Source organism: Paenibacillus sp. FSL R5-0928, from assembly GCF_037970385.1.
In the GTDB taxonomy this organism is placed as follows: Bacteria; Bacillota; Bacilli; order Paenibacillales; family Paenibacillaceae; genus Paenibacillus_AQ; species Paenibacillus_AQ odorifer.
Window position 1 is genome coordinate 4,516,927 of the sequence record NZ_CP150225.1, and the last position, 22,565, is coordinate 4,539,491.

Below are 22,565 nucleotides of genomic sequence, written 5' to 3' on the forward strand. Positions count from 1 at the left end.
CACTTATCATCGAACCGCAGTCACCGAGAAGAACGGTGGTTCTACTGCCCTTACATTCCTGTTATTGGAGTTCCCAGTCGGTGACTTGAAGAATTGCCGAATCTGCACCTTTCAGGTCTGTCTCTCCCATGTTCAGCAAATTGCTCCACTGCTTCACACGGTTCTTGCCGTTAGGCGGAGAGTTGTACTCATTAGTATCCACAATCTTGGTCCGTTCTTTATAAAATTTGGTCATGAAAGTCTTCTCATCCGTGCTGCTTCCGGATTTACCCAAAAGCCCTTGAAGGGTCTCGGAGCCGCCGGTAGCTCCATGGTTCAGCGCTGCATCCACGAAGGAACCAATAGTTAATGCCGAGTTAAAGCCGCGTTTGCGGGCCTGCTCCACACTGTATTTAATATAGATATTGTAGAACGTTTTCCACATAGCCTCTCTCCACTCGGGATCATCTTGCAAATTGCCGATTTTTCTACAGAAGCTCTCTTCGCTTTCATTGATCTCGAGGATCTTCCCTTTCATCGAACCCTTAACACCGATCCGGGCCAATGCACCTTTAACCGAAGGATTACTCGCGCCTTTAGCAGCGTCATATGCCTTGAACAGATCCGGACCGTCAGGACCGGTATCATTTGAGCCGCCTGTAGTTGCACCAAATATTCCAATCGTATACCCGCGGTCATCATCAATATCTTCACAATATCCGTAAAAATCGATCCAGTTCAGATCGTCCTGCTCCGGTTTGTTGACAAGCATCATAATATTGTTCCACTGCTCACCATCCAGTCCTGTGTTGTCACGCAAGAATTGAAGTGTTGCCGGTGAGAAGTTAGAATCAGGGTTCCCTGCCGCATAACTTTTCTGTTGAGATGTTTTGGACAGACAGCCATAAGAAAAAATCATTGAAAAACTGAGCAGAATCATCAATGAAAATTTCATCTTCTTGGAAACCTTACTCTTCGTTGAATTTAGCACCGCAATCTCTCCTTTAATTGAATAGTTTAAGCGCTTTAACTTTTAGCGGCAGTGAACCTTATCCCCAACCCATCTGAGCATGACAGCCCTCCTTTTACCAACACTTGGTAATTCAGTTCAAGCTTATCTCAAAAAGTTTGTCCAAACAGCACGTATTTTCTTGTATTTATTAATTTTTATACATATGTTGCTACAAACCATAGATTAAGTCTACAATCCTCTTAGGAGGTGCTGAATGAAGCCGGTATTTTATGAGTCTACTCTTTTTGACATCAGCCGCAAGAAACAGGTATACACCAGCATGCCTGCAAGACACTATCATGATGCATATGAGATTCTGTATTTAATATCCGGGGATTTTTATTATTTTATAGGGGACAGAACCTATCAGGTTGCGGGCGGAACGCTGCTATTTATGGATATTCACGAAATGCACAAACTGGTCAATTCAGGCTGCAATATGTATGAGCGGGTAACACTCCTGTTTAAAAAAGAATTCCTGCAGCATTTCTGCACCGGCAGTCAATGTGAGGAACTGCTCGAATTGTTCAAAAGTGATTACCGCGCTTTGAAGATGACCGGGATGGATCAATATTTCATCGAACAGCTTTTTCAGAAGATGATCCAGGAGGGAAAGAAGCAAGCCCGCGGATACGAACAGTACCAACAAATATTATTGGTGGAGCTGCTCCTCTATCTTAATCGTAAACTATTTGACAGCCGCACAGCTTCATTTGTGGAATCCAATCGTACACATAAGAAAGTCCTGGACATCGTTAATTATGTAAATCAACATTATATGGAACCGCTCAAGCTCTGTGAGATTTCACGGCAATTCGACATAAGCTCTTCCTACCTTTGCCGCACTTTTAAAGAATCCACCGGGTTCAGCTTCATTGAATATATCAATAACATCCGCATTAAAAAAGCGCGTGATTTGCTGCTTGGCTCTTCTTTTAATGTTACTGAAATTGCGGGAATGGTTGGGTTTGATAACACCTCCCATTTTGGACGAACCTTCAAATTAATAATGGGCATCTCGCCGCTCTGCTTCCGCAAACAATTTAAGTCTAAATAGCAACGTCAAGACATTTCATCAAGCCGGACAAATTGCAGGTTTCTTGCCTGTAGTTGGTTCAGCACTTCTTCTAAAGCTTGCAGCATAAAATAAGGAGCATGCCGGTCCGCGCCCGCAGTCTCTCCGCTATCGTGAAGTAAAACAACGGAGCCATCGGTGATTCCACCTAATAGAATGGCCTGCATCCGGGTTTGACAGGCCCGGATGTTCCAGTCACTCGCCTTCAGCGACCATAGAACAATTCGATACTGCTTGTGCCGAAAAAAATCAAATAGATTGATTAATCCCCAGGGTGGACGGTAATGATTGGGTCTGATTCCGACAATAGACTCTATAATATCAGCGGAGCGTTCCAGGTGTTCTCGCCTAATAGTACTGGGCAGCATCAGCCAATTAGAGGTATGGCAGTAATTATGGATGCCAATCTGATGGCCTTCCCGATCCATTCTTCTGATCAGATCTGGATACTGCTCCGCTCGCGCTCCAAGCACGAAAAAAGTAGCCTTCACTTGATGTAACTTCAATAAATCCAGCAATTCCGGCGTATATTTCGGATGTGGCCCATCATCAAAAGTGAATGCCACCTGTTTTTCTACCGTTCCTTTGCGAAAGACACCAAAGCCGCTCACTCGCGTAATCAAACTTGGAATAAACATGTAAAGAGTAGTCGCACATAGTATTCCTCCTATCAGATATGTAAGTATGATTACACCTCCTTATAACAAGCCTAAGTCCTATCCAGAGTAGTTCTGTCCGGGTGAGAATCGATTTTTCAGTGAGGCGCGTGAATGGATCAGTAACATCGGGACCAGTTGCTCTGTTCGCCGATTGATTCTTTGTCTCCCTTCAGGATGCATGGCAGACAGCAGCAATCGAAGATAGATGGTGGTGATGCGTTCGAAAACGCCGGACTTTATATTTTGTTGTTCAAAGCCAAGACCGTGTGTTAATCCCCGATGGAGCAGTGTAATCCCCAATAAAGCCTTGACCTGCCTGAACTCGGACTGCGATTCGAAGGCTTCGTTGATTTGCTGCATTGATTTGCGCAGCATGCGAGCCGTTTGCAGTGCGGCACGATCCGATCCTTCGGACCGGATCAACTTCAGGATTCTTTCATTGTCGAGGTGGAGTTCTCCCACCCACTCTCCCTGATTGATGACCGTGGCGTCTTGGCATACAATAGGCTGTCCCCGATGCTTTTTTAGCATCACGGTACATATTCCAAAGCGTGACTTATGCGACCCGCGAAAATGTGAAAGCAACGCAAAAGCTTTTTCCCACATCATCCAGACGGACTGCACCGTGTTTTTACGTATTTTGAAACCCAACTCATTCACCATCCTTAAAACGGTTATTGTCTCTCATTTCATACATTGTACCTAACGGAACTTTCTTTTTTTCTAACGTCTACTTATATTTGACGCTATACACCAGAATTTCTCTGCGAGTAAATCAAATTTTTATACAATTATTTTCATTAAGTCTAAATTTTTGGCATCCAACTACATAAAGAAAAACCCATGTCTCTTGGACATGAGTTTCGGAAGTTATCTTTTTGACTAAATCAATCTGGTTTCACTATCAATCCAAACTACCCAACTCCACCACATCTCCGCTAGTAGCCTTCACTGCAAAATCACAATCCAGCTTCCCGCACAGCACATACTTCTTCTGCCCAGGATTATACACATAGACGGGTGTTAATTCGAACCATCCCCTGAGCTTGTCATAAGCTTCGTCATGGCTCACAGCAATTTCCCCTTCGCTCTGGAACTCATCAAACGTATCGAGCATTAACTTGTTATCCATATAATCTATAACCTTATAATTTTTCGTATCGATAAACAGGAGGATCTTACGCTGAAAAATACGATTACTTGGCGCATTCCCCCTCAATGTCGCTTGAATATGTCCTCTTTCCCGATGTAAAGTCTTCAGAATCCATTGTCCGGATTCATCCGGATAGAGCTGGCTTAAACCAGCTTCGACTGCGGCTATACATTGGGCTTGTTCTACGTCTGTGATTGAAAATGAATCTGGATGCGGCTCACGTGCTACTGCCTGTTCGATTGTAACTACTTCTTGCAGACGGATCTCCGTCCTTGCGAACTGTTCCGTGTCCACTTGCTCCCAATGTATTACTTGATCAATATTCAGTCGTGCTCTCGTACCTGATATCATCTCAAATGGAATTGTGGTTGTTCCATCATTTGTAATGTAGATTTCTTCTATCCCATAGATCGGCAGGAGATGCTTCATCTCGTACACTGGATATTCGATAAGCTGTAGTTGTTTTTTCGCCAGTGGCTCTACCGCTTGAAGCGTGAGAGAATAATGCTCTTTGTGCACAAGGGAGCTAGAAGGAAACTGGCCATATACACTATAAAAAATAATCCTACCTTCCGCATCGAAGCGTAATTCCATTCGCCCGCCGGGGGAGATGGGGATACCGTCTATACATTCGGCAAAATGATATTCTCCTCTTTCTTCCTTCAATAGGTAGAATTGTTTACCATATTCAAGCCCTACTTCAGCTTCCATCCACTGAATAACGCCGTTTATTTCAATGTTTTGGAATGGTGTTCGATTTGCATAAGATTTCCCTCCAACAAAAATAACACTTTTATAGTTGCGGGATAGTAAGTCAAGCGTAATGACTGCAGTTCCTTCCGGATTATAATCCTCCTTCCATTCCTTAATGTGAGAAGGAAACCATTCCATACTAAGCAAATAGTCGGTTTCTCCCAGCATCGTAACTTCGCGATAAATTTCATTTGTATGTAAGTAGTAGTTGTCCAATCCATAGGTTTGCTGTGTAGCATTAACTAGTTCTTTGATTCGGAAATCCATATCAGTGCACCCCACAAAATTGATGCCTATATCATATCATTACTTAGCAATGATTATGAAGCGCAACGAATCATATCTGCTACATATTCTAAGAGCTTATGTAATGGGTTTTGCTGGTGTTCAGAAAATGATCAGTAGCTTGGGGTTTAATAATGCAGAGTGTATCAATCTATTGTACCAAGTCAGGGAAATTCACCCTACTGACTTACAACCTTGCCAGAATACTAAACATGTATAGTGAACACATATTTTAATGGAGGTATATCATCATGATTGACATCATCGACGGAAATGCGGCATTAATACATTTTTTTCCACTTCCGGCGCATCTTTATTCTAAGAATATTGCTTGTATTGTTGCTGTGGCTCATGAAGAAGAACGGGGTCCAAATTTAACAGGCCTCATAAACGCTTTATACTCAAAGGGATATACAGACCTTGATCATCTATTAAATTCCACATGGAAAAAACTATACCAAGTTCCGAGGTTGGGCCAGCAAAGACTGGTGCTTCTACTTAGTTTACTAGAACGAATTTCTGCAGATCCCAAGACCATAGAAAACTATACAACTGTCCCTCCTGTTACCATCCACAGTAAAAAGGAAATGAAAGAATTAACTTTAAAGAGGATCATTAAGAAGTATAACGAAACATCTGTAGAGGTATTAACTGAAGACAGCGAAAAAGAAGCTCGTTTAAAGAAAATTAAAGATAGACTCCGAGAAATGGGGATGATCGTATAACAAAACCCCGCCAGTATAGTAAAGTGCACCCCTTAGAATAGACATTGGATAAACCCCTGGGTCAATCCGATTTCTATTCTAGGGGTGTGACTTTCAATTCATTTAGTAATCGCGCGCTGCATCGAACCAGCGTTGAGCCATCTCCTCTGTGATAGGCTGGCCAATCAGGTGGTCAGACTGGCTAAGTTGCCATACCGCTTCACCAAGATCTTCTCGTTCGGTGGTTTCGATGCCCTTAAGATTGTTGAAGCGCACGGTGAAAGCGGTAATGGCGGCCTCTGCTTCAGCAAAGCTATGGGCCTCGGACAAGGTTACCTGTGCAACGTTGTAAGCTTCATTAGCCAGCTTGGCTAGACGTTTAGTCCAGGAGGAGAATGGGCGGCCAAACTCGGTCGTCCACCACTCTGGCTTTCGTAATTGGCTCACTGAAGCATGGTCGGTCCAAGGACGGGTTTCAGCGCGAGTTTTCATTTGCTTTTTTAGATGCTTGCCAGCGCTCTCTTCCACATTGTAGGCGATAAATCTGTCAAGCAACGGCCACGCGTTCAAGGTCGGCAAATCCTCCAGATCAGGCATGAAGCGCAGCTCCAGATTCGTTAACTCGGTATGATGAGCCAATAGATTCAAATCGCAGAAGTTTCCCCACAAACTCAGTGATTTAAGGTTTGGGTACCGGTTTAGACACTCTAGCGAGATGGGCTGTCCCAGCGGTGCGTTATGTAGCGTCAAGCTCGTTACCTGGTGCAGCTCCCCCATATCGGGCAGCAAAAAAGGGGAATCATTCTTACGTCGGCCGGTGCGCGGTGCTAGTGTAAGAGAAGATGGCATATCACCTGTGGCCGAGAAGCGTGATAGATCGCCAGACACACTCAGGCGGAAAGGCTGCTTCGGAAGTATTAGGCTAAGGGACCTCCCGGATGGTTCCAACTTGACATGCAAGCCATGCAAATTGGACTGACTGGCGTCCGCCACCGTGTCTGCAGACAGGATCGGAGTCCATGTCATCTCTTCAATGGGACGTTTCTGTGCCCAGTCAAAGAAGCCTAAATCACTGCCTGTATAATGCAGAAATCTCGGCCAGGGAGAGCCGGCCGGTGTGGCAAAGACATCGAATACGGTCCAATCGATAGGCGCATCAGACGCGACATGAAGGTCAACCTTTTTCCCCAATTGCGACGGACCCATTGATAGACTGCCCACACCGGGCTTAAGGACAAGAGTATGACTACGTGGACCTGTCAGGTTGATAGGATAACTACCAACTTCTCTAACAGAACCAGCTGAAGGACCAGCTTGGCTATCATTTGGCATTTCTATCATCCTTTCCTCTAAAGCATATCAAGATCTAACTATTCACACCTGACTCTATCTTCTCAGTAATAAATTGTTTAAATCTTGTAAAATACCGCTCTGATGCTTCCCAGCGCCTAAGATCCAAATAGGGCATGTCCTGCTTGCCATATTGATCGGGCGGCTGATAATGCCGGGAAACATAAGTTCCATTGTCCAGTGTATAAAAATAATACGTTTCATCTGGAGTCCTGATTTCAATCCGACCATGTAGGAGGTCTCCGTCCTCGTCCGTATGCGTTTGACGGAAGCTGTAACATTTGGAGCCGTCCCAGAACCCGCCATTCTCCTCCACTTCCGAATTTAATTCCTGAATTACAGTGTGTTGCAAAATGTCTTGCACATACTGTACCTCAATGTTTGGTAAATAAAGCTCAGCCATATTAACGCAGGTCAGCAACATCGTCCAGCAATCGCTAATCTCTGCTAGTTGTTCCTGAGTCTCTTCTGTAATGTCCTCCCACTCAGACCCTTCTTCTATGGTTCTCTTCAACAAACCGACAGAATGATCTTGCTCCAGCCAAATATAATAGTGATGCCGGTTATCATTCATATAAACGCTAAGATCCCGCTCATCCCCGTCAGCATCAATATGCTCCAGTTGAACTTTGAAAAAAACGTCTTGCTCGCGAAAATTAAAAGAAGGCTTGTCACTTGGCATTAAAATACACTGCGTCAACTTCAATATATTTTCTTCATTGATCGTGTTATGGGTGAAATATAAATGAACTGCGTTCTTGCTAGTGGGGGATTCATTTATTTTTTTTAGAGCAGAACGGCCTTCTTTAATTACGTTCACCAGTGTGGCAAAGGAAAAGTCCTCCTCATCCTCATCCATATCCAAAAAAACTTCATCAATCAACACCTCATGAATGTCCACCGGAAGCTCCTGAAATACACCGTCCCCCTCCCACACATTTACTAAGCAGGCGATCGATTTATGGCCGTCCACTTTGAAACTGTACTCGTCATCCTGAACTAAAACCGCAGCGCTGAGATCACCTTTAACAATCGTTTCCCCATGATTGTAGGAGCCGCATAATATTTCCTCAATCATCAGGTTGCCCGAAACATAAATTTCCTGACCTCCTACAGCTATATTTTTTGCACTCAAATTACCGGTCACCATAAGCCCTATGGCGCCATCAGTTTCTTTATTATAAAGATTGTCTACAGTAAAATTTCCTTCTATAAAAATGATGATTACCTCTTTTTGTTGCGGGAAAGGTTGCTCCCAATCTAGATTAAGAGAAGGCAGCGTCAAATCCCCTTCATAGTAAGCGGCAAGTTGCTCGTCACTAAAATCTTGGTAAAACTTCGCCCACCAAGATCCTTCGGGAAATTTATCTGCTAGCTGGCTAATAGGAATGAATCGGAAAAGATTGCTCATACATTATTTTCCCTTCATTTTGAAATTTCCATTATTTCCTCACATGCCCCAAGGCTTACGCCCTGCTTAATCTCGACCATTTTATTAAATCCGAATATAGAAGACGGTTCCCGAAAGCGGAGGCTTCTACTCCGCCGCTTCCGCCAACCATACTTGCATAGCCGAAGATTCTGCCCGATTCAAACGGAGGGCGATTTCAGTATTGATCTCATCCGGCGGCATGACTTCGACAAGGACGCATACTGACTCTCGCAGTTGATTCAAGGCAAACACACCTTCATCATCGAGCATTTTCATCGCCAGCTCCATGGCCTTCAGCCTCAAATCAAACTCACGATTCCCTTCGTCATTCTCAAGATCCGCAATGAAAGGACGCTCGGTAAATCGTTGTTTAACGTTATCGAAGTTCTCATCGCCGAAACAACAATAGGGCGAATCCGCATAAGACCATTTGATAAGTTCCGCAATCGTCGATGCCGGTGTGTCACTTTCGACTCCTTGCCTGGCTGCTTCCATCTCCAAAGCTTCCCACGACCAGGCGGAGATACTTGGCGCATGTCCCTCGCCAGTAGTGTATAGAGTACAGTAATAGTAACGTTCGCCATTTTCAAAAAGAGTGCGAAAAGACGTTCTAGCAGCATCGGCGATCTCTATCGCCAGCGTCTCTATTTCTTGCATCGGCTTCCTCCTTTCCGTTAGTGGATCCGCTCAGGCAGGATGTCTTCTATTAGCTCCAGCCTTCTACAAATGATATGGCGGCGCTTTTTCTACTACAAGGTTATCAGGATGAATATCAGTTGGCTCATAGTCATTCATACGGAGAAGGATATACTCAATCTCTTCTAATGGCATCTGCAATTTCTGGCTGACTTCATAAAGACCCATGTCTTGCGAAAGTAGTTTCCGTGCTTGATTTAACTTTCCATTTAGCCAATTATTTTCGAGCATCCATTTTTTCACTAGGTCCAGTAGTTGATTTTGGGTTTTCTTATCTGCATGCTTATTATATTTAGCAACTGACTCTGACAAATAGTTAAAAAGGTGAATACCTAATCCCTCACGTTGCTCATGCTTGGACATCCGTTGGTATTGCTCATAACTTATGCTGATATCTAATTCGAGGGTATGATCCCTGCTATCAAACCGTCTGGATGTTTTTCGACCATAACCTTCAGGTAAAACACGCAAAACAAAAAAGATATCATAGGGAAACTCCCATGTATTTGCTAATTCCTCTAAGGGCAGCAGTTCATCTCTCAATTGACCCACACACGTTCCATGTGTATCCAAAGTAAAAACTAGTTTCATGCCTACCTCCCTCTCCCATACGTAAGGAGCACCCAGATCAGCTGTTATTTTCTGAAATCGCTTCGCAGCCTTTCGACAAGAGCCACTGCTCCATATCGGCAAACGCCTGCCCCGTATCCTGTTCATAGAAGACGGCCACCTCTTGCTGGTAGGCATAATTCAATCGTACATAGCCTCCCAGCTGCCGGTAGAACAGGAAACAAGCATAGGCATTCTCATAAAACAAATCCGGCGGAAATTCATGTTGGCACAATCCAGCCAGTTCGGGTAGCGTAAGCTGGTCCTGCCCTTGTGGCAAACGCAAAAAGCGATGGCTGCGAGTGCCCGTCCACGGTTCATAATAGACGTTCTCCCCTTGAATGATTCCATACACCTGACGATATATTTCGTCCAGCACCAAAGCGTACATCCCCTCGTCTTCCTGCTCCGGTACCTGCAGGAAAATCGCCTTCACGTGCTCCGCATGCCGAGGTAGCCAGAGCAGCCCAGCTGTCTGTGGATACACTGCCAGAAAATCACCGTCAACCGTTGTACCTATAACGATACACTCCCCGATCTGTTGCTCAGTAATGGGGCTGTTTTCGTCATGCTCCCATAATCCGTACTCTGCAAAAGGTTTGAGCACCTCCGCATCCGGAAGCTGAACATTCAACCACCCTCTGTAAGTTCCTTCGCCGAATCGCCGCAAAAACCGGAGGTAGCCTGGTGGATAAACAGCGGCATCTTCCTTCGCAAGTGCTTGGTTTTGGTCATCAGACAGCGGTTTTGGCCGAGATACGATGTACATAAATACTCCTCCTGCTGCCCCCAACATGCAACTCTTCCAAATAAGAGAATTCTTTAAAATATTGCAGGTTGAGGAGCTTTTTTATCCAAGATAATACTGAAATTTTAGAGAGTGCAACATATCAATCCCCAATTTTTGAATTCTCCAGCTTGGCCAGTGCTTCGGTGTCATTTGCCCTGAACTATTTTCCACCCATCACAAGCCCATATTTATTGAAAATCCACGATTTGCTCAAATCTTGCATCGCACCATGGCTTATACGCACAGAAGGCTTTTGCTCCTTCATAGCATCTGCATCATGCGCCGAGAAGCGAAGCGGCCTTGTCATTTTATTAATAGCACCCGTTATTTCATCGAAAAACGTATATGTTAATGGCTTATGGTCCCGAATATCCTCATAGATATAATACTTCCCTTTTTCATCTTCCAAATCTATTTGAAAGCCTTTAGGAAATGATAGCAAGATACACGGCAGTTCATCCTCTGCCCATTGTCCGTAATATGGAAAATAGACACCTTCATTTCTCGCGAAAAATCCAGAGCTTCCATTATCAGACGCAACAGAAATAGAATAAACAAAGAAAGGGAGACCCTCATTCCTTTTTTCTTCTGCCGTAAAATAATCATAAAAGGTCTTATACGCCTCATACACCTGATTCAGATCATGCTCTGTCTGGGCATAATTGGTTAGATGAAATTGCGCTTGCTTATGTTCAAAAAGCTTCAAAACGCTTTCAAACTCTTCCGGCCTTATGAAGAATCTAAGCTTATAAAATCCGCTGCTCTTTAATCTATCCATTTCTTTTCGCTCACCGCCATGTACTAAAATGTCATCTCAGCTGTCCTTAGCCATTTGCTCGTGTATTTTCAAAATTCATATTTCACAAATCGTTTTCTGAGAGTTTCTTCGTACGGGATCCACTCCCAATCACTCCATAAAGACATACTTACGAGTTCTGACAGCTTATCTACGGCTTGTCCCGGACTCGTTATGTCAATGAAGCCGTCAAAATCCTCATTACGGATATCCAACGCTTTTCGCAGGTAGTCATCATTGAGACGCTCTTCCCGGAGTTGTTCATATTCATCCCTCGTCCACTGTTCACAAAAGATCTTTTCGGCTTGAATGTCTCCATTCTCGAACAACGACAACTCGAATATTTCCTCATTCATATATCCGGCGGTCATCACTGGCTCCCCGATAAGCTGGGACAACGTTTTGCCGGCCTCCTTCACCGTACCCCATACAAAGTAATCGTGGAGCACGCTGATCCAGTTCTCGTTGCTTTTGCTTACGTACATGACAACTTTGCTCTCTGGAGCTTCATGATTGGACTTGCCTAATACTTTGGCATGCCCTTCGCTTAGCTCTCTTAATGCTTCGACAGTCTTCTCAAGGTTGTTCGACTTGATATGCAAATTTGCGAATGATCTTCCCACGAGATGGCCTCCTCTAATCGCTTTTTTTACTCAGCCGGATTCTATTTATATCCTATTGATCGGCTCTATGAATGTCTCATATTTCCATTATAGTGATCGCTTGTCCTGAGTCTACCTACTTTTCACCTGAATTTTGGAAATAACCTTTGCATAGAAAGAGATATAACCTTGACCGTTCAGCACAATCTCTAGCTCCTTCCCTCCTTCTCGCTTCGCTCACTCATTAAAAAAGGAGGGTATCCCTACGTCAATTTATGACGTTTGGGACACCCTCTGTCGAACTATTTCACACCCTTATTACAGCACTCTCCAACTTTCTGCTCAAAAATTTCCTGTCGTCACTAATGGTACGGATCAGCGTGCTGGCTGTAACGGCAAGTTCTGATTTTAACTTACCGTTGTTCGATCAATCCATACTTTGGGCAGTTACCGACTCGCTGCCTCGATGATCCAGTCGGTCAATTCGTTGATTTGTCTTTTCACGGCGATTGGGTCGCGGTACCAGGATTGGTTCTCCGTCCATAAAAATACCCGATTGTTGCGAATCGGCTCGAGCGTCCCCCAGATCGGATCAGCCTGCAGCGATTCCAAGCTGGCTTCTGTCGTCAGAATCAAATAATCACCCATGTACTCCGAAAGTTTCTCCAGCGAAAATTCATAATAGGATTCTTTCAGCATAAATTCTGGAACCGTCGTCGGCGGTTTCAACCCCATTATTTCATACATTAGCCGGCCGCCTCGTCCCGACTTCGGACCAAAAAGGCTCACGTTTCCATCGTACTCTTGCATAATTGAAAGCGTCTCTCCTTCGGGAACGGCTTGTTGGACTTTCTCCCGAATGTCTGCAATGTCCTTCTCGAATTGTTCGTTCCATTTCTCCGCTTCCTCGCGTTTATCCAGCAAGTCGCCGAAATACATCATTTCCTCCTGAATGGATGCAAACTGATTGTAAGGAACAGATACCGTAGGTGCGATCATCTGATATTTATCGACTACCTCAGGCTGTGGATTATGCGTTATGATTAAATCCGGATTGAGCTCCAGCAGCTTCTCTAATGAGTCACCTACATCCGTCACGACGTCCAGCATTCCCTCAAGATAAGGACTCGACATCAAGAACGATTCGGCTGCGATCGGCTGGACTTCCAGCGCAAGTACGGTGCCGAGATAAGAAATTGCCGCTACGCGCTGAGGATGTGCAGGAACCTCGACATCGCCGAAAGCAGTCTTAACTACCTTGATCTCCGAAGATGTCAAAACCTCTGACTCTTGGGTGACCATGGTTGGAGAAGCGCTGACGGCAACCTGGCTGTTCGTTGCGCCTCCGTTGTTCACCGCCCCACCACAAGCTGTTAACATCACGGTCAAACATAACAGCATCACTGCATAAAAACTTCTGGTTGCTCTAGTCATTTTATTCGCCCCATCCTGTTGAAATTGATAATCAATATCACTCACATAAAAAGGATAGCTTAATGACCGGCTTAGAACAACGGACGATTGTGACATATTCCTTGCATAATCTGAAACGAACTGGCCGTATCGTTTACGATATTGGCCTGGCGTCATGCCGGCATACTTTTTGAACATGCGGCTGAAATAAATGAGGTCCGGATAACCGACATGTGATGCTATTTCCTGTTGCGTTGCTATCGTGCCGGCCAGCAGAGCCTTCGCATCTTCCATTCGGAAACGAATGACGTAGTCCAGCGGACTGAGCCCCGTCTGTTCTTTAAATTTTCGCGAAATGTATTGTTGGCTGTAATTCAATTGCCGAGCAAGCTCCTCAAACGAGATCGGCTGGCGGTAATTCCTGGACAAATGCCGAATAACTTGCTCCGATAAAGATGGCTCACCGGCTCCGAACAGACGCTCCCTCAGGACAGCGTGAACGAAGCGGATAAAGTCTCCCTTGGCCGACAGCCGGGTCAATCCGTCGTCAGAATTAAGCCAACCGTCGCGTATCGTTTGAAGCAGCTCGAGCATGGCCAGCGGTTCGCCAGGCGGGAACCCCCAGCTTTCCAGAAACGGGTCGGATTCCTCCATCATCATATGAAATTCGCGCGAGGCCGAAGCGGGGAGAGACGCTTTGTAGAGTACGATATATACATTCAGCGCTTCTCGGCTCCGAACCGTCACCAAAGAGCCTTTCCCGGCGTGCAGTACATGAAAACGATCGCACAGCCACACCTCATCATCAACCCACAACTCGCCTTGTCCTTGGAAAGCGAATATAAATGCGCTTGCTGGCAAACGGTATTGATTCAAATCGTTCTCGGTTCCGGCCTGCTTTAGCCTTACGTCCAGCACACTCATAATCACCTGGTTCCATATTTGTATAAGTTTCAGAACGTCCATAGCTGATTCGCAAACTCCCTTTAAATTCTCAAGAGATAATCATTCTCAATTGAATCATGTTTCTAAACACAATAACGAATACATCTAGCGCTGTCAATAAGGTATTGCCGAATGAGACGAGGATGCGAATAGCTAGGCATACGGCTATTTTGCCGGAGTCTAGCCCAAAAGCAAAAGACGCTAGTTCCGCAAACATACGTGCGGAACTAGCGTCTATCAATGAATCGTGAGGGCCCTTTCTTTGAACTCTCAATTATCTTAATCATTAGCATACTTTTATGTTGCCTGCTTAGTGAATGCCTGTCTCTTTCGTAAGGGAATTTTTGTAGGCTGCAATTTTGTCTTTCAACATCTTCTCTGTGGCTGTTAAGTTTCTGATTTGGCTCTGTATAGAGTTACTATGATTCTCAAGAAGGTTCAAGCGGGCTTGGGCCGTATGCTCTCCTTCTAAATATAACTGCGCATATTCTCTAATTTGTGAGATCGGCATTTGGGTTTGTTTCAACCTCATCACAAATCGCAGCCAAGCAAGATTGGAGTCATCATATATTCTTTCTCCATTCGCATTCCGTATCGGAGCAATAATCTTTTCCTTTTCATAATATCTCAGTGTATATGCGGTAATCCCTAGTAATTTGGCTACATCGCTGATCGTATACATACAAGCCCCCGAATCTATGTTGATTTTAAGAGTCCCCATAATTATAAAAAACATTTGACTTAGAGTAAACTCTAAGATTTATGATTACATCGTTGTTGAAACACTAAATATTCTTGTAAAAACGGAGGAATTCACATGAAATATACTGTAGTTACAGGCGCCAGTTCAGGTATAGGTTATGAAACCGCTCTAGCCTTTGCGGCTCGCGGTAAAAACTTAATTGTTACAGCCCGCAGAAGGGAGCAACTGGAGGAGCTAAAATCTGAAATCAATCATAACTACCCCGATGTAGTTGTCGTTATTCGAGTGACTGACTTATCCGTTTCTAGTAATGCTTATAAGCTTTATGAGGATCTACAAGGGTTCGAAATCGAAACTTGGATCAACAATGCGGGATTTGGAAATTTCGCTTCAGTGGCCAAGCAAGATTTAGATAAAATTTCTGCAATGCTGCATCTGAACATTGAATCGTTGACGATCCTTTCCTCTCTATTCGTTCGTGATTACTCCAATGTTGAAGGAACACAATTAATCAACGTTTCATCCGGTGGCGGCTATACGATTGTGGGAAATGCCATTACGTACTGTGCGACTAAGTTCTATGTGAGTGCCTTTACTGAAGGACTCTCTCATGAGTTGAAGAGTCAAGGTGCACTTATGCAGGCTAAAGTGCTGGCACCTGCCGCAACAGAAACAGAATTCGCGAAGCTTTCTTTCGATGTCCCCGAATTCGAATATCATGGGACTGTGCCGAAATATCATACCGCGAAGGAAATGGCTGTATTCATGCTTGATCTGTATGACAACGATCATGTTGTGGGGATTGTTAATGGTTTGACGTACGAGTTCGAGTTGAGAGATACCCTCTATAATTATGTGGCGAGCACGCGATAAGTTCATCTCGTAATGGCAAGTTAAGAAGCATGATCATCCTTTACGGATCGCCGTGCTTCGACAATGATGTATCTCCTAAATCCCCTATCAAAAAAAGGCTGCCAATCCCTTATGGGCGGCAACCTTTGATTTTTACTCTACGACAACGCCAACATCGCGTTCATATCTTCCTCAGCAGTAGTAATTAGCTTCAATCCAAAAAGCTCTACCAACACATCCAGTACACCTGGCGAGATGAACTCGGGTGGCTTTGGTCCGATGCGGATGTCCTGAATGCCGAGACTGAACAAGCCTAGCAGAATGGCCACTGCTTTTTGCTCAAACCAAGACAGCACGATGCTGACAGGCAGCTCGTTCACCGTACACTCAAATGCCTCAGCCAGAGCCATGGCAATCTTCACTGTAGAACCGGAATTATTACATTGCCCAAGGTCAATGTAACGCGGAATACCGGTGTCTCCAACGGTGCCATAATCTACGTCATTAAAGCGGAACTTTCCGCAAGAAGTAGTTAAAATGACGGTATCGTTCGGTAAGGAAGTCGCCAACTCACGGTAGTAATTCCCGCCCGTACCTGGCGCATCACAGCCTGCAATGACGAAAAACCGGCGGATATGCCCGTCTTTGACTGCTTGAATGATCTCTGGTGCTAACCCGATTACAGTTTCATGATGATATCCGGTCGTGAGTACCAGATCTGACTCTACATCAGCCGCAGGTAGGGACAACGCTCGATTAATTAGTGGGGAGAAGTCGTCGCCCGTTATTTTCTCTACACCTTCCAGCCCCGCTACTTCATATGAGAAAAAGCGGTCTGCATAAGTGCCTTTAATCGGCATTACACAGTTTGTGGTAGCAAGAATTGCACCGGGAAACTGCTCAAACAATCTACGCTGATCATACCACGCTTTGCCGATGTTGCCTTTAAGATGCTTATACTTTTTGAGTGCAGGATATCCATGCGCAGGCAGCATTTCTGAGTGAGTATAAATGTTGATGCCTTTCCCCTCTGTCTGCCGCAGTAATTCCTCCAACGCATATAAATTATGTCCAGTCACAACAATACATTGACCTTCAATTTTGTTCTGACTGACTGTGATTGGTTGCGGAATGCCAAAGCGGTCCGTATGCGCACGATCCAGTACATCCATGATGCGCACCGCCGCATCTCCGACCTTCATCGCCATCTCCAAATGTTCCTGCGTATTAAAGTTGGAATTGGTCAACGTCATATACAAAGCTTCGTGGGTGATACGATCCACCTCGGGGTCGCTATATCCTAGCTGCCGGGCATGTGTCGCATAAGCTGCAATTCCTTTTAATGCAAAAATCATCGTATCTTGTAAACTCGCAATGGTTTCATTTTTGCCACATACCCCTACAACGGTGCATCCGCCATTCGGTGTCTGTTCACATTGGTAACAAAACATATCGTTATCCTCCATATCTAGATAATCATTCGTTACTTCCAACGTAACAGAACACCAAACCTTGAGTTGTGATTACACACACATTTTTTTAGATCAAGCAGATTTAAATGACCTTCTATTTATAACAATCATTAATACAATAACGCCTAAACAAATGAAAATATTAATCTCAAAAACCAATTTGAACGCCTGTAACTGACTCCCTTGTCCTGTCTCTCCACTCATCACACCAAGTCCAAGTGCTGAGCCAAAGACCATCCCCGCATTTCTTGTTAAAGCAATTAATCCGCCAATCGAACCCACGTATTCCCGAGGTGTCTGCTGCATAATGAAGCTATTATTAGGAGAGGCAATGAGCCCCATACCAAGGCCTATAAGAGATAGAATCGCCGCGATTCCATAAACCGGTATATGGTCTAAATACACCAGCAACAAGATAAACCCGCTTCCCATACAGCTCAGTCCCATAAGCATCAGACGATGAGAGCCATAACGGTCGGAACAGTAGCCTGCGAGAGGACCTGCAAACGCCAAGGCAATGGGATAAGCCGCCATAATATATCCTGTCGTAGATGACGAGAACGGAGCCGCCGCCCCCATCAAATAAAATGGAATAAGGACAAGCAATGTATTAGACAGAATAAAAGAGGCACAGCTAACGATCAAGCCTCCCGCTACAGTTGGAATTTTCAAAGCTTGTAAGGGTAGAAAAGGATTCTTTTGCTTCCGTTCCCAGAATAGAAAAGTAATCAGTAACAAGAAACCCCCCACCAAACTTGTCATCGTCCACACGGACACCCAGCCCCATTTGCTCCCATTTGTTATTACGAGAAGAACCAAGGTGATGAATGCCATAAACAAGCTGGCCCCCACGAAGCTGATAGCACCCGGTTTGCGCTCTTGCACACGGTTGGGTATGTACCGATATGCCATAATTGTAGCCACAATCGCCACAGGAACATGGATTAAAAATAACCATTTCCAGCTCAGCCACTCTGCAATCAAACCTCCCGCTATAGGTCCCGTCATCCCGCCCAGTGCGACAGCTGTACTTAAAATTCCGAGTGCACGTCCTCTTTGCTCTTTCGGCATATGAATGGTGATGAGCGCAATATTAGTTGCTTGGAACATCGCAGCTCCTACTCCCTGTATAACTCTGAGCGTTAGCAATATTGGTAAATTAGGTGAAAAAGCGACCAGGATGGAACCCACAGTAAAGATCACAAATCCAAGATTGTGAATCCGGCGAAAACCATAACGGTCGCCCAGTTTCCCCATAACAGGAAGAAGTGCCGTAATCACTAGCAGATACCCTGTTGTGATCCATAATCCCTTCCCAAGCTCTGTCTGAAAATAATCCACAATAAAAGGAAGCGACACATTCACAATTCCGGCTGTAAAATGGGAAATAAACGCCCCCATACAAATAGCCGCCATCATCCCCAGCCGCTGCCCGTGTCTGCTTTTAAACTCTATATCTTTTGCTGCTATCATGTTGATCCCGTCCCTACTCATATTGTTTAAGAATTACTAACAATTATAAGTAGATCCCTTGCAAGAACAATCCCATAAAGATGGGATGGAAATGGTTTAGGCGAATATGTCTATCAGAATAGGTGAGGAAAATCAGAGGTAATGCAAAACAGCAAAAAGCGGCACATTTAAGTGCCGCCTCTGAATTATTATCTATAAGAGTCATGCGTTGGGCGAAACAAATCTTCTTCGGAACTTCTGACCATAGAAAAATGTTCGACATTGTAGTGCCCATGTAATGTTTTATTGTGATGCTTGATGATTTGTTCTGCACTTAAAACATCATTGCCCGTTGTAGAATGACCATCTCCGACCAATGTAACATCCATGCCGCTAACCGTAGCCGTCCGAACCGCAGTATCGATGCAGTGTTGAGTTTTACATCCCATAATGACCACATGCTCAATCTGCTGATCTTTCAGATATTGTAGCAGTTCAGTTCCGTGAAAAGAATTCGTTGCCAGCTTATCAAAGATTTTGGCATTTACAGACCTATTGATTTCATTGTGCACTTGAAAGCCTGCACCTGTTCCTTCAGCGACATCAAGATCCCTAACAAACACAACTTCGACATTGGCTTCTTTTGCTTGTTCAATCACTTTATTAATATTCCGGATAAGCTGCTCTTTATTGAATACCGCACTTTCCTTTTCGTTTCCATCCATTAATTCTTGTTGTGCATCGATGATTAATAATACCTGATTCAAATGATTTTCCCCTTTCGAATGGTGGGGAACGCTAACACGCTTGATCAGTTAAACGTTTTCCCCATATAATTTTGCAAGCTGACATTGTTTTTCATAATATCTACCTCCCAATAAAAATGGTATATAAACTTTAATCTTATAATTTAAGACTTTTTTAGTTTACCATATTTTTAAAATGTACTCTCTAAAAACTTTGATCGCTACATCCATTGATACATCATAAAAATGGAGGAAATCAGATTAGTCAGCCCGTGCAGGACCCAACCTGGAATGATCGAACCGCCGGATAACTTCTCATTCAATATTCCGATACTCCAACCCACAAGACCCGTAAGAAGCATTACAACAGCAGAATTCAAAAATCCGGCACTACTGTATAACAGCACAGCATGTACGACACCAAATAATAAAGCTTGAGCACAGTTTCCAATTCCGAATCCGAATTTCGAACTTAACCGTTTTCCAATGAAGCCGCGGAACAGAATCTCTTCGGACAAGCTAGTCTGCAACCAAGAATAAATCAATGCCGGAATCAAACCTTTAAGACCTGTACCATAAAACTGTGAGCTGGCCAAAGTATTCCTATCCAGCATGTAGATTGCTGTAAGCATTCCCAGACTGGTGAATATAGTCATCGTAAGTATAAAACATAGTATGAACTGCTTCCTAGAAATCAATTGGGGTTTCTTCCAGCCAATCCACATGGCAAAGGATGATGTTGTTCTGCTTGTAAAAAACCAGTATGTATAGGGAATGATGCTGAATAAGATGAGCTGAAGGACTGCACTGATGAGCAATGACAATGTCAACGGAATACCCTCCCTTTAATAAGAACAGCCTCAATATATCATGGACCGCTGCTTGCCCGCGGGAAGAGACCGTAACTTGCAGGTTAGGTGGAGTAGTTGGTTTCGGATTGCTACTCAGGCAGTGGTAATACCGCCAACATCATGAACTGCCCATTCTCATATCTGAAACTGACGCTTCCTTGAAGCTGTTGAACCGCATACTCAATGCTTTCGATTCCGAACCCTCTACTCCCAAAGTTCCGCTTGCTGGACAAAAAAGAGCCCTGCCCGTCCTCTGTAAGCAGAGATGCAGGATTCTTTAAAGAAATCACCAATAACCCTTCGGTATAAATTACTTCCAGCTCAATAACATTCTGCTCTGACTCTGGTAATCTCTGAACCCCTTCAATTGCATTATCTAATGCATTGCCTAGAATAATTGCAATATCAACCTCTTTGCCTGCAAGTGACAGGTCCTGCGGGATGCGAAAATGAGATTGCATTGTAACTTGATGTAGCTCAGCTTTTGCGAATTTCTCATTATAAATGGCATCAATAGCGATATTTCCAGAAGAAATAAACTTTTCTCCCGCCTCCTGTGTCGAAGCAACCTCTGCAATATATCGCTTGGCTTCTTCTAAAGCGCCTTCATCCAGCAGAGAATGAATAAGGATCAGCACATGATTCAGATCATGCCGCAAACGCTGTGCTTCCTGATTATCTTTCAGTTTACTCGTGTAATCCTTCACTTGCTGCTGAAGCACATGATTATGGAATTCGATCTGCATCCGTTTCATTAACTTTTGATATATAAACATTACAGCCACATTAATTACAAGAATACCAAGCAGAATGAACACAAAATCAAGCGGAATATTAAAAGGTTTATCACTGGAATATCTCAGATTCACAATAATAATAAGCAAAGAACCCGCCGAAACAAGATTCAACACAGCCCAATCCTGATTCGACAATAACGTAGTGGTGTCCACTTTGAATAACCGCAACAATAGCAGACATAACATGATGCTTAGCAAAATAACAAATAGGAAAGCAAAAGATAACCACCAAAAATTAGCTTCATTTATTCCACCGGTATTGAGCGGGATATGCTGAATCCCATACCATACCAGCATTTCAATAACAACCGTAAACACTGTATAGAAACTGCTAAAGAACAGCTTTTGTAGCACACTGCCGCGGAAATAAACAATAGTAATCAGACTATATACAATCAGGTGAAGGATGACCGAATCAACTAGAGATAAGCTAGCAGCAGTAAGCGATTTAACCATATAAAAGATAATAAGACAGCCTATAAATGACTTTTTGCTCCTGTTCAGGATTAGAAATTTCTTGAGAAAAATATAAAATGTGACCCCTTGCGGAACATATATAAGGATGAGCATAAATACACCAAAAAAGTAAGGACTAATCTCCCGGATGAAAGACATTTATCTTAAGAGCCTCTTTTCTATAAAGGCATGGTATGACCGTAAAGAATCAGAGCTTTTACTGCGGCTGACTGGAAGTTCCACCCCGTTCTTCAGCTGAATAAGTTCCTTGCTTAAAGAACGAACATGCAGCCAATTTACTAGGAATCCCGTATGTACGCGACAGAAATCATGTGATCCCAGCTGTCCTTCCAAATCTCCCAGTTTGCCATAATACGAGTAAGTCTCTTGTTCAGTATAAAGGACCAACTTTTTACCTCGTTCTACCGTGATATACATAATATCATCTACCCTTAAATTATAGCTCATATGATGGATTGAGAATGTCAGCACATTGTTTCTTTGCAAGCATTGCTGAATGGCTTTGACTGTGGCGGTCTGCAGTTCATGTTCATCAATAGGTTTCAGCAAATAGCGAAAGGGATGAACCGCAAAGCTTCTTCTCATATAACTTGTATGGCTGGTGACATAAATAATTAATACCCTGGCATCTTTGAGCCGGATCTTCTCTGCAACTTCTATACCGTTATACTCGGGCATCTCCATATCCAGATAAACTATATCGTATGCGGTAGACGTCATTGTCTGAAGCAGGGTTTGGCCTGATTCATAAATCTCAATAGAGGCGGTCATCCCTTGCAGGCTAGTCATCTGCTTCTTGAGTAATTCTTCCAACCGCGAGGCATCTTGCCTCTGATCGTCACAGATAGCAATGTTAAGATTCATATTATGTATCCCTCCAAGTGAACGTAATTCTATCATATTATAATTTGGAAAAATATGAAGAACCGACAAAAAGCCGATCCTCTCGGACCGGCCAATAA

At 43.9% G+C, this 22,565-nt stretch carries 22 protein-coding genes; 3 read left to right on the forward strand and 19 right to left on the reverse strand.

Annotation, left to right across the window (positions count from 1 at the left end; genetic code table 11):
• Nucleotides 1–61 precede the first annotated feature (61 nt).
• Complete coding sequence (locus tag MKZ16_RS20360) at nt 62–934, reverse strand: chitosanase (RefSeq protein WP_038574606.1); 873 nt, start codon at nt 932–934, stop codon at nt 62–64.
• Between the two features lie 271 nt (nt 935–1,205).
• Between MKZ16_RS20360 and MKZ16_RS20365 the strand changes: the two genes are divergently transcribed.
• Nucleotides 1,206–2,048 carry an AraC family transcriptional regulator gene (locus tag MKZ16_RS20365; protein ID WP_076104947.1) on the forward strand — a complete coding sequence of 281 codons (843 nt, stop codon included), beginning with the start codon at nt 1,206–1,208 and terminating at the stop codon, nt 2,046–2,048.
• A 5-nt stretch (nt 2,049–2,053) separates the two neighbouring features.
• Here MKZ16_RS20365 and MKZ16_RS20370 read toward each other — a convergent pair whose 3' ends face one another.
• From MKZ16_RS20370 to MKZ16_RS20380, 3 genes are all read right to left on the reverse strand, one after another.
• The gene (locus MKZ16_RS20370; RefSeq protein ID WP_175617280.1) at nt 2,054–2,704 is read right to left on the reverse strand and encodes a polysaccharide deacetylase family protein; all 651 of its coding nucleotides are present in this window, start codon (nt 2,702–2,704) and stop codon (nt 2,054–2,056) included.
• A gap of 78 nt (nt 2,705–2,782) precedes the next feature.
• On the reverse strand, nt 2,783–3,388 hold the full coding sequence (locus tag MKZ16_RS20375) for a polysaccharide deacetylase (RefSeq protein WP_081386525.1): 606 nt from the start codon (nt 3,386–3,388) through the stop codon (nt 2,783–2,785).
• Nucleotides 3,389–3,629: 241 nt separating this feature from the next.
• Nucleotides 3,630–4,898, reverse strand: coding sequence for a hypothetical protein (locus tag MKZ16_RS20380; protein ID WP_076104949.1), 1,269 nt, complete (start codon nt 4,896–4,898; stop codon nt 3,630–3,632).
• Nucleotides 4,899–5,167: 269 nt separating this feature from the next.
• Here MKZ16_RS20380 and MKZ16_RS20385 point away from each other — a divergent pair, with 269 nt between their 5' ends.
• Nucleotides 5,168–5,641, forward strand: a complete 474-nt coding sequence (locus tag MKZ16_RS20385) for a hypothetical protein (RefSeq protein WP_038572090.1) — start codon at nt 5,168–5,170, stop codon at nt 5,639–5,641.
• Nucleotides 5,642–5,743: 102 nt separating this feature from the next.
• On the opposite strand, the gene MKZ16_RS20390 is transcribed toward MKZ16_RS20385, so the two are convergent.
• From MKZ16_RS20390 to MKZ16_RS20430, 9 genes are all read right to left on the reverse strand, one after another.
• Nucleotides 5,744–6,952, reverse strand: coding sequence for a hypothetical protein (locus tag MKZ16_RS20390; RefSeq protein WP_038572092.1), 1,209 nt, complete (start codon nt 6,950–6,952; stop codon nt 5,744–5,746).
• A gap of 34 nt (nt 6,953–6,986) precedes the next feature.
• Nucleotides 6,987–8,381: a hypothetical protein gene (locus MKZ16_RS20395; RefSeq protein WP_076104950.1), complete on the reverse strand. Its 1,395-nt coding sequence runs from the start codon at nt 8,379–8,381 to the stop codon at nt 6,987–6,989.
• Nucleotides 8,382–8,507: 126 nt separating this feature from the next.
• On the reverse strand, nt 8,508–9,059 hold the full coding sequence (locus MKZ16_RS20400) for a DUF4303 domain-containing protein (RefSeq protein WP_038572095.1): 552 nt from the start codon (nt 9,057–9,059) through the stop codon (nt 8,508–8,510).
• 63 nt (nt 9,060–9,122) lie between these two features.
• Nucleotides 9,123–9,689 carry a hypothetical protein gene (locus tag MKZ16_RS20405; protein WP_076100287.1) on the reverse strand — a complete coding sequence of 189 codons (567 nt, stop codon included), beginning with the start codon at nt 9,687–9,689 and terminating at the stop codon, nt 9,123–9,125.
• A gap of 37 nt (nt 9,690–9,726) precedes the next feature.
• Entirely contained in the window at nt 9,727–10,476 is a 750-nt protein-coding gene (locus MKZ16_RS20410) for a hypothetical protein (RefSeq protein ID WP_076104951.1), read from the reverse strand.
• A gap of 181 nt (nt 10,477–10,657) precedes the next feature.
• Nucleotides 10,658–11,203, reverse strand: a complete 546-nt coding sequence (locus MKZ16_RS20415) for a hypothetical protein (RefSeq protein WP_339814647.1) — start codon at nt 11,201–11,203, stop codon at nt 10,658–10,660.
• Between the two features lie 140 nt (nt 11,204–11,343).
• A complete protein-coding gene (locus MKZ16_RS20420; protein ID WP_036688772.1) occupies nt 11,344–11,916 on the reverse strand; it encodes a hypothetical protein in 573 nt (190 codons plus the stop codon).
• A gap of 426 nt (nt 11,917–12,342) precedes the next feature.
• Complete coding sequence (locus MKZ16_RS20425; protein WP_076100283.1) at nt 12,343–14,274, reverse strand: AraC family transcriptional regulator; 1,932 nt, start codon at nt 14,272–14,274, stop codon at nt 12,343–12,345.
• A 289-nt stretch (nt 14,275–14,563) separates the two neighbouring features.
• On the reverse strand, nt 14,564–14,935 hold the full coding sequence (locus tag MKZ16_RS20430; protein WP_038572105.1) for a MerR family transcriptional regulator: 372 nt from the start codon (nt 14,933–14,935) through the stop codon (nt 14,564–14,566).
• 135 nt (nt 14,936–15,070) lie between these two features.
• On the opposite strand from MKZ16_RS20430, the gene MKZ16_RS20435 reads away from it, so the two are divergent.
• Nucleotides 15,071–15,829 carry an SDR family NAD(P)-dependent oxidoreductase gene (locus MKZ16_RS20435; protein ID WP_076100281.1) on the forward strand — a complete coding sequence of 253 codons (759 nt, stop codon included), beginning with the start codon at nt 15,071–15,073 and terminating at the stop codon, nt 15,827–15,829.
• Nucleotides 15,830–15,966: 137 nt separating this feature from the next.
• On the opposite strand, the gene hcp is transcribed toward MKZ16_RS20435, so the two are convergent.
• From hcp to MKZ16_RS20465, 6 genes are all read right to left on the reverse strand, one after another.
• Nucleotides 15,967–17,259: a hydroxylamine reductase gene (gene hcp / locus MKZ16_RS20440; RefSeq protein WP_036688774.1), complete on the reverse strand. Its 1,293-nt coding sequence runs from the start codon at nt 17,257–17,259 to the stop codon at nt 15,967–15,969.
• 93 nt (nt 17,260–17,352) lie between these two features.
• Complete coding sequence (locus tag MKZ16_RS20445; RefSeq protein ID WP_143758664.1) at nt 17,353–18,753, reverse strand: MFS transporter; 1,401 nt, start codon at nt 18,751–18,753, stop codon at nt 17,353–17,355.
• 188 nt (nt 18,754–18,941) lie between these two features.
• Complete coding sequence (locus MKZ16_RS20450) at nt 18,942–19,499, reverse strand: cysteine hydrolase family protein (protein WP_036688775.1); 558 nt, start codon at nt 19,497–19,499, stop codon at nt 18,942–18,944.
• Between the two features lie 200 nt (nt 19,500–19,699).
• A complete protein-coding gene (locus MKZ16_RS20455; RefSeq protein ID WP_036688777.1) occupies nt 19,700–20,308 on the reverse strand; it encodes a CPBP family intramembrane glutamic endopeptidase in 609 nt (202 codons plus the stop codon).
• Nucleotides 20,309–20,418: 110 nt separating this feature from the next.
• Entirely contained in the window at nt 20,419–21,582 is a 1,164-nt protein-coding gene (locus MKZ16_RS20460; protein WP_179089022.1) for a sensor histidine kinase, read from the reverse strand.
• A 159-nt stretch (nt 21,583–21,741) separates the two neighbouring features.
• Nucleotides 21,742–22,467 (reverse strand): LytTR family DNA-binding domain-containing protein, encoded by a 726-nt coding sequence (locus tag MKZ16_RS20465; RefSeq protein ID WP_038572112.1) that lies wholly within the window; start codon nt 22,465–22,467, stop codon nt 21,742–21,744.
• Nucleotides 22,468–22,565 lie beyond the last annotated feature (98 nt).

Excerpts from the sequence above, each read along its gene's own strand:
- MKZ16_RS20360 (WP_038574606.1), bottom strand. The coding sequence starts at position 934 with ATGAAATTTTCATTGATGATTCTGCTCAGTTTTTCAATGATTTTTTCT.
- MKZ16_RS20365 (WP_076104947.1), top strand. The coding sequence starts at position 1,206 with ATGAAGCCGGTATTTTATGAGTCTACTCTTTTTGACATCAGCCGCAAG.
- MKZ16_RS20370 (WP_175617280.1), bottom strand. The coding sequence starts at position 2,704 with ATGTTTATTCCAAGTTTGATTACGCGAGTGAGCGGCTTTGGTGTCTTT.
- MKZ16_RS20375 (WP_081386525.1), bottom strand. The coding sequence starts at position 3,388 with ATGGTGAATGAGTTGGGTTTCAAAATACGTAAAAACACGGTGCAGTCC.
- MKZ16_RS20380 (WP_076104949.1), bottom strand. The coding sequence starts at position 4,898 with ATGGATTTCCGAATCAAAGAACTAGTTAATGCTACACAGCAAACCTAT.
- MKZ16_RS20385 (WP_038572090.1), top strand. The coding sequence starts at position 5,168 with ATGATTGACATCATCGACGGAAATGCGGCATTAATACATTTTTTTCCA.
- MKZ16_RS20390 (WP_038572092.1), bottom strand. The coding sequence starts at position 6,952 with ATGCCAAATGATAGCCAAGCTGGTCCTTCAGCTGGTTCTGTTAGAGAA.
- MKZ16_RS20395 (WP_076104950.1), bottom strand. The coding sequence starts at position 8,381 with ATGAGCAATCTTTTCCGATTCATTCCTATTAGCCAGCTAGCAGATAAA.
- MKZ16_RS20400 (WP_038572095.1), bottom strand. The coding sequence starts at position 9,059 with ATGCAAGAAATAGAGACGCTGGCGATAGAGATCGCCGATGCTGCTAGA.
- MKZ16_RS20405 (WP_076100287.1), bottom strand. The coding sequence starts at position 9,689 with ATGAAACTAGTTTTTACTTTGGATACACATGGAACGTGTGTGGGTCAA.
- MKZ16_RS20410 (WP_076104951.1), bottom strand. The coding sequence starts at position 10,476 with ATGTACATCGTATCTCGGCCAAAACCGCTGTCTGATGACCAAAACCAA.
- MKZ16_RS20425 (WP_076100283.1), bottom strand. The coding sequence starts at position 14,274 with ATGGACGTTCTGAAACTTATACAAATATGGAACCAGGTGATTATGAGT.
- MKZ16_RS20430 (WP_038572105.1), bottom strand. The coding sequence starts at position 14,935 with ATGTATACGATCAGCGATGTAGCCAAATTACTAGGGATTACCGCATAT.
- MKZ16_RS20435 (WP_076100281.1), top strand. The coding sequence starts at position 15,071 with ATGAAATATACTGTAGTTACAGGCGCCAGTTCAGGTATAGGTTATGAA.
- hcp (WP_036688774.1), bottom strand. The coding sequence starts at position 17,259 with ATGTTTTGTTACCAATGTGAACAGACACCGAATGGCGGATGCACCGTT.
- MKZ16_RS20445 (WP_143758664.1), bottom strand. The coding sequence starts at position 18,753 with ATGATAGCAGCAAAAGATATAGAGTTTAAAAGCAGACACGGGCAGCGG.
- MKZ16_RS20460 (WP_179089022.1), bottom strand. The coding sequence starts at position 21,582 with ATGGTTAAATCGCTTACTGCTGCTAGCTTATCTCTAGTTGATTCGGTC.
- MKZ16_RS20465 (WP_038572112.1), bottom strand. The coding sequence starts at position 22,467 with ATGAATCTTAACATTGCTATCTGTGACGATCAGAGGCAAGATGCCTCG.